The organism is Pseudomonas bubulae (genome assembly GCF_900618535.1).
GTDB classification, from domain to species: domain Bacteria; phylum Pseudomonadota; class Gammaproteobacteria; order Pseudomonadales; family Pseudomonadaceae; genus Aquipseudomonas; species Aquipseudomonas bubulae.
The window spans coordinates 333,696-339,695 of sequence record NZ_UYJA01000006.1 but is presented as its reverse complement, the minus strand read 5'-3'; the positions used below and the strand labels follow the sequence as shown (position 1 = coordinate 339,695).

5 protein-coding genes and 1 pseudogene are annotated in these 6,000 nt (G+C 59.2%); all 6 read right to left on the bottom strand.

Annotated features, from left to right (window positions below; all coding sequences use genetic code 11):
* Positions 1-146 (bottom strand): annotated as a pseudogene (locus PPTH39_RS21830) (electron transfer flavoprotein subunit beta/FixA family protein); the annotation flags it as partial.
* Positions 147-182: 36 nt separating this feature from the next.
* Positions 183-1,610 carry a purine-cytosine permease family protein gene (locus PPTH39_RS21825; RefSeq protein WP_130872455.1) on the bottom strand — a complete coding sequence of 476 codons (1,428 nt, stop codon included), beginning with the start codon at positions 1,608-1,610 and terminating at the stop codon, positions 183-185.
* Positions 1,611-1,687: 77 nt separating this feature from the next.
* Complete coding sequence (locus tag PPTH39_RS21820) at positions 1,688-2,830, bottom strand: acyl-CoA dehydrogenase family protein (RefSeq protein ID WP_095020696.1); 1,143 nt, start codon at positions 2,828-2,830, stop codon at positions 1,688-1,690.
* Positions 2,827-3,987 carry a CaiB/BaiF CoA transferase family protein gene (locus tag PPTH39_RS21815; RefSeq protein ID WP_130872454.1) on the bottom strand — a complete coding sequence of 387 codons (1,161 nt, stop codon included), beginning with the start codon at positions 3,985-3,987 and terminating at the stop codon, positions 2,827-2,829. The genes PPTH39_RS21820 and PPTH39_RS21815 overlap by 4 nt, the downstream gene beginning before the upstream one ends.
* 292 nt (positions 3,988-4,279) lie before the next feature.
* Complete coding sequence (gene hutC / locus PPTH39_RS21810) at positions 4,280-5,032, bottom strand: histidine utilization repressor (protein WP_130872453.1); 753 nt, start codon at positions 5,030-5,032, stop codon at positions 4,280-4,282.
* Between the two features lie 80 nt (positions 5,033-5,112).
* Positions 5,113-5,817, bottom strand: a complete 705-nt coding sequence (locus PPTH39_RS21805; protein WP_130872452.1) for a YoaK family protein — start codon at positions 5,815-5,817, stop codon at positions 5,113-5,115.
* Positions 5,818-6,000 lie beyond the last annotated feature (183 nt).

Here is a 6,000-nt window from a genome sequence, read left to right as displayed (position 1 = left end):
AGGCGTACGGCTTCTTCCACGGCGATTTCGCAGAAGGGGTTCATCGACATCTTGACGTTGGCGAGGTCAACGCCGGAGTTGTCCGCTTTGACGCGCACTTTAACGTTGTAATCGACCACTCGTTTGATACAGGCCAGCACCTTCATTGTTGCTCCCTCTATGGCTACTTGATTGGAAACCTCTTAAACCGTCGCGGGCTCAACAGGCAAAATCAGTTGATCCGGCACCGACTGCCCCGAGTTGCGTGCCACGAAGTAGTACACCAGCGCTGGCAGCGTCAGGCCGATGATCCAGGAAATATCAGTCCCCCCCAGGTGTTCCACCAGAGGCCCGGTGTAAAAGCTGGTGGCGATAAACGGCAACTGCACCACCACTCCGAAGGCGTAGACCAGAATACCGCGCAGGTTCCAGCGCCCGTATCGGCCATTCGGGTTAGACAGCGCCGGTACGTCATAGCGCTCTTTACTGATGAGGTAAAAGTCCACCAGGTTGATCGCGCTCCACGGCGTAAAAAAAGCCAGTAAAAACAGAATAAACGCCGAAAAATCCTTGAGGAACGAATGCTGCCCAAGCAAGGCCAGAGCAGTGGCAAAACCTACCATCAGCAGGATGTAAAACAGGCGTAAGGTCTTGGAGATTTCATGGTTGCCGCGAAAGCCGCTGACGATGGTGGCCAGGGACATGAAACTGCCGTAGGCATTGAGCGTAGTGATGGTCACCTTGCCGAACACCACGCAAAAATACAGCAGCGCCGCCATCGCCCCGCTCGCCCCCATGCCGACGATGTAGGCCACCTCATGCCCGGCAAACTGGCTGCCGGCCAGGGCAGCCACAAACACACCGAAAACCATCGATATTTGCGAGCCGACGACAGAGCCCAGCCCCACTGCCAGAAAAGTTTTCAGCGACGAGGTACTGGCTGGCAAGTAGCGTGAATAGTCCGCTACATAAGGCCCGAACGCGATCTGCCAGGAGGCTGACAACGATATCGCCAACAGAAAACTGCTCAGGGAAAAGTGTTTATTGCTCAGCAACAGGCCAATGTCATTCTGAGCAATCAGGGTGTAGAACAGGTAGAAAAACGCCAGCACGCCGACCACGCTCGCCACACGGCCGATCATGTGAATGGTGCGATAGCCCAGAATGGTCAGCAGCACGATCAGGGCAGCAAAAATCAGGATGCCCCACGAGTCACTCACCCCCACCAGTTGCCCCACGGCCTGCCCGGCCAGCACCGAGCCGCTGGCCGAGAAACCGACATACATCAGGCACACCAGCACAATCGGGATCACGGCGCCATAGACGCCGAATTGCACCCGGCTGGAGATCATCTGCGGCAGGCCCAGCTTGGGCCCCTGCGCCGCATGCAACGCCATGATGGTGCCGCCCAGCACTTGCCCGATCAGCAGGCCGATCAGCGACCAGAACACGTCCCCTCCCAGCACCACGGCCAGGGCTCCGGTGACAATCGCAGTGACTTGCAGGTTGGCCCCGAACCACAAGGTGAACTGGCTGAACAGACGCCCATGGCGCTCTGACTCAGGGATGTAATCGATAGAGCGCTGTTCGACCAGCGAGGCCCGCGGTGAATCTTGGTTGAGCGTGGACATAAGCAGTTCCTTCAGGCTGGCACCCGGTGTGCGCCGTGTTGTTTTGGGAAAGACTTTTCCAATCCTTGGCCGGCGGATTATCTGGCTGCGTCGAGCAGGGCACGGGAGATAATGATTTTTTGTACCTCGGAGGTGCCTTCAAAAATCCGCAAGATCCGTGCATCACGAACATAGCGCTCCAGCGGCAAATCCCGGCTGTAGCCATAGCCACCGTGCAGTTGCAGTGCAGCATCGGTGATAAACCCGGCGCATTCGGCAGCGACCAGTTTGGCGGTGGCCGAGTCGAGGCTGAAACGCTCGCCGCTGTCACGCCGGGCAGCAGCTTTCATGGTCAGCATGCGCGCGCTTTCGAGCTGCGCATACATATCAGCCAGGCGCCATTGCGTGCCCTGATAAGCGGCCAGCGGTTTGGGCCCGATCTGCCGTTCACGCACCCAGCTCAGGCTGGCTTGCAGGGCGGCATTGGCAATCCCCAGCGACATGGCTGCCACTTCCACCCGCCCACGGTCCAGCACCGCCATGGCCGTGTTGAACCCCTGGCCTTCTACGCCGAGCAGTGCCGATTCGGGCAGCCAGCAGTCCAGCGCCAGTTCATAGATGGTACTGCCACGCAGGCCCATGGTTTTTTCCGGACTGGAGAAGCTGATGCCCGCCGTGCCCCGGGGCACCATAAAGGCACTGATGCCCTTGTGACCTGCATCTGCGTCGGTCTTGACGTAGAGCACAATAAAATCGGCTTCCCTGGCATTGGTGATGTAGTGCTTGTTGCCGCGCACCCGCCAACCACCTTCTTCACGTACGGCGCGGCTGCGCATATCCGCCGGGTTGGAACCCGCCGCAGGCTCGGTCAGGGCAAAGGCACCGAGCAATTCGCCGCTGGCTGCCCGTGGCAGCCACTCATGTTTCTGTTCCTCGGTGCCGCCCAGCAGGATCGAGTCCGTGGCCAGAAAATGCGCAGTCATGGCCGAAGCGGTAGAGGCACAGGCACCCGCTACTGCTTCCACCACGCGGCTCATCGCCAGGCTGCCAATGCCCAGGCCGCCATATTGCTCTGGCAGGTTGACGCCCATGCAACCCAGATCGCTCAACGCCCGGATGCTGGCCAGGCAAAAAGTTTCGGTTTCATCGTAGTGCTGGGCCAGCGGCTGAATTACCTCACGCGCCACTTGCTCGGCACTTTCAACTACGGCCAATTCTTCTGCGCTCATTTCAAAGTTCATGCTTTCTCTCCTGCTTTGTTCAAGCCAAATGCGGCGTTGTCTGCGCCCAATCGGGGGGCAATGGTGATGGCGTGGGGTTTACGGCCATTGAAGAACACCGGTTGCGGCACCAGCGGCAATACGCTGCCCTCGGGCTGGAACTGCAACTGGCGTACACGGGCATGTTCACTGCCCGCAGCCTGGGCCAGATCCCACACCGGTGAAGACGGCACTCCGGCATCGAGCAGGCCGTCGCATAACTGTTCAACCTTGTGCTGTGTGGTCCAGGCCTCGATAACAGCGCGTAACGCCGGCTCATTCAGGGTGCGCTGGGTATCGTTGACAAAGCGCGCATCGGTGGCCAGCTCCGGCTGGCCCATGCATTGGCACAGGCGCTCGAACAAGCGATTGCTGGCCACTGCAATCACCACCTGACCGTCTGCCGCGCGATAGCTATCAAACGGCGTCGATACCGGATGCCGGTTACCCACCAGCCCCGGCGCCACACCGTTTGCATACAGGTTGGACAGACCGGTCATCTGCAGGCTGAACAACACGTCGAACATGGCCACATCGATGTACTGGGCCCCCGGGGCATGCCGCTCGCGGGCAAACAGCGCCGAGCTGATTGCCCAGGCTGCATACACCCCGGCACACAGATCGCCGATGGCCTCGCCGCTGCGGGTCGGCCCGGTAGCGGCGAAACCGGTAACGCTCATCAGCCCGGACATGGCCTGCGCGACGATGTCATAAGCCGGGCGACTGGACAGCGGGCCTTGCTGGCCGAAACCGGAGATGCTGGCGTAGATCAGCCGCGGGTTGTGCTGCTTGAGGGTGTCGAAATCGATGCCCAGGCGTTGAGTGACACCGGGGCGGAAGTTCTCGACCACGACATCGGCATCGGCCACCAGTTCGTAGAAACGCTGGCGGTCGGCCGGGTTTTTAAAATCGATTTCAACGCTGCGTTTGCCGCGATTGATCAGCCCGAAGTAGACACTTTCGCCGTCCAGAAACGGGCCCAGATGGCGGGCGTCATCGCCCTCCTCGGGCACTTCGAACTTGATGACGTCGGCCCCCAGATCAGCCAGCATCGCGGTGCAATGCGGCCCGGCCAGCACGCGGCTGACATCCAGCACACGCACACCTTGCAGTTGTCGGGTAAACGGACTGTCGTTCATTTTCACATCCTCAAATGCTCAAGCGGCACAAAGGTGCACACTTATACCAACCTGTATGTACAAGTGAATGCAAGTGAAGGGCCAACACCTGAACGAGATCAACCAGGAACGTACAAAACCAAGATAAATAGCTATTTAAATCAGATAGTTAAAAATTAAGAACTTTTTAATACGGAATATGAGCGCACAGAAAAAATGCAAAAAACTGCCGCAACTTTGGGCATAAACAGGCGGGAAGGTAACAAAAACGCACCAAAAGTAACGCGAGTAACACGGGGCCACCCGCGAGTACTCAGTTACCGCACTGCCCTTGCAGGCGATAGCGCGAACCCGGATAGACCAGCCGGGCACACCCCACCAACCCCTGTGCAGCCCAGGTCCGGCGGCGAATCAGCAGGCATGGCTCGTTGCGCTTTACGTTCAACAGGCGGCATTGCGCGGAAGTAGCATGAATCGCCTCCACCTCATGTTCGCCGCCGGTCAGTGGCGCCAGGTTCATCAGGTAGGCATAGGTTGTGGTGCGGGTGAAGTCCTGTTGCAGGTACTCAGGGGCGATCTCGGCATTGATATAGCGCTCCTCGATCTGCACCGGCACCTCGTTTTCGTAGTGCACCATCAGAGAGTGGAATAAGCGTTTGACCCCGTCCAGGGCAAAGGGCAACACCGGCGTGGTCTTGGCCGGGACCTCTTCGAGCACAATCACTTCGCAGCGGTGCACATGGCCACGATCAGCGATTTCCTGGGCGATATTGCGAATCTCGAACAACGCCGCACTGCCCTTGGGCACGGCGACGAAGGTGCCCACCCCTTGCATGCGCACCAGCAGCCCTTCGATGGTCAGCTCACGCAATGCGCGATTGATGGTCATGCGACTCACCCCCAGCTGGGCAAGCAGTTCACTCTCAGACGGCAACTTGGCATTGGGCAGCCAGGCCCCTGAACGGATTTTTTGCGTTATGGCCTGTTTGACCCGGGCATATAGCGGTGCCGGGCTTTCGATGGAAAATGGCGCAAGGGATGAATTGTCATCGACTGACTTGGACACAACGACTCCTGTTCGTAGGGCTGGGCATGCAGCCGGGCTGCGCCAGTTTACGCGCAGCCCGGGTCAAGCAAAACGAGGGATTAACGCGGCATGTAATCCCGTTGCCAACGACGAGGTATGCGCAACGACAACACGCCCAAAACAGCCGCAAAACCGGCGCTGAACAGCAGGGCCTGGAGGCCGAACTGCGCCTCCAGCAAGGCACCCAGCACTGCACCCAGCAACATCCCGGTCCAGGGCACCAGTTGCACGCGCCAGCCACTGCGCCGCTCACCCAGCAGCCAGCGGCCCAGCCCGCGACCAAAACGCGACAATGCCCCGGTCACGTAGGTCAGGCCCACCGGCAGGCCATTGACCTGCTCCACCGCAGCATTGAGCATGCCCATTGCCACGATGGCTGCCAGCAACGCCGGCACCTGGCTGGCAAACGGCAGCAAAGCTGCTGCACACAACAACCCCGCAATCACCAGCATCAAGGGTAAAGCGCGCCGTCCGCCCCAGCGCCCCAGCAATACCCCCAGGGCGTTACCGACAATAAACGCCAGTACCGCAAGCAGCAGGCGCACCGCCATCTGCAGGTCACCGTCACCGACGGCCACCGCCAGACGCGTGGTATTGCCGCTCATAAATGAGACAAAATCACCGGTGGCCAAAAAGCCGATGGCGTCCGTCATGCCCGCCAGCACCGACAGGCTCGCCACCATGGCCAGCCCTACCCGGCCGCGCCAGGCACGTACTCGAAGATGCACGGGATTGCTCGGTTTTCGCAGTGGCGCTGGAAGCATGGCGCAAGCCTCTGTAGGAATACCAGACTAAAGAGTGAACGATTTTGTCATACAAAAAAGCCACCATAGCATTCACCCTGCAGGACAATTACCGATCTAGCGCAGGTAAAATCGAACCAATTGTGAAAAAGGCATCTAATAAACGCTTCTGCCAAGGATAAGAGGCTCAGGTTTGCAGTAATG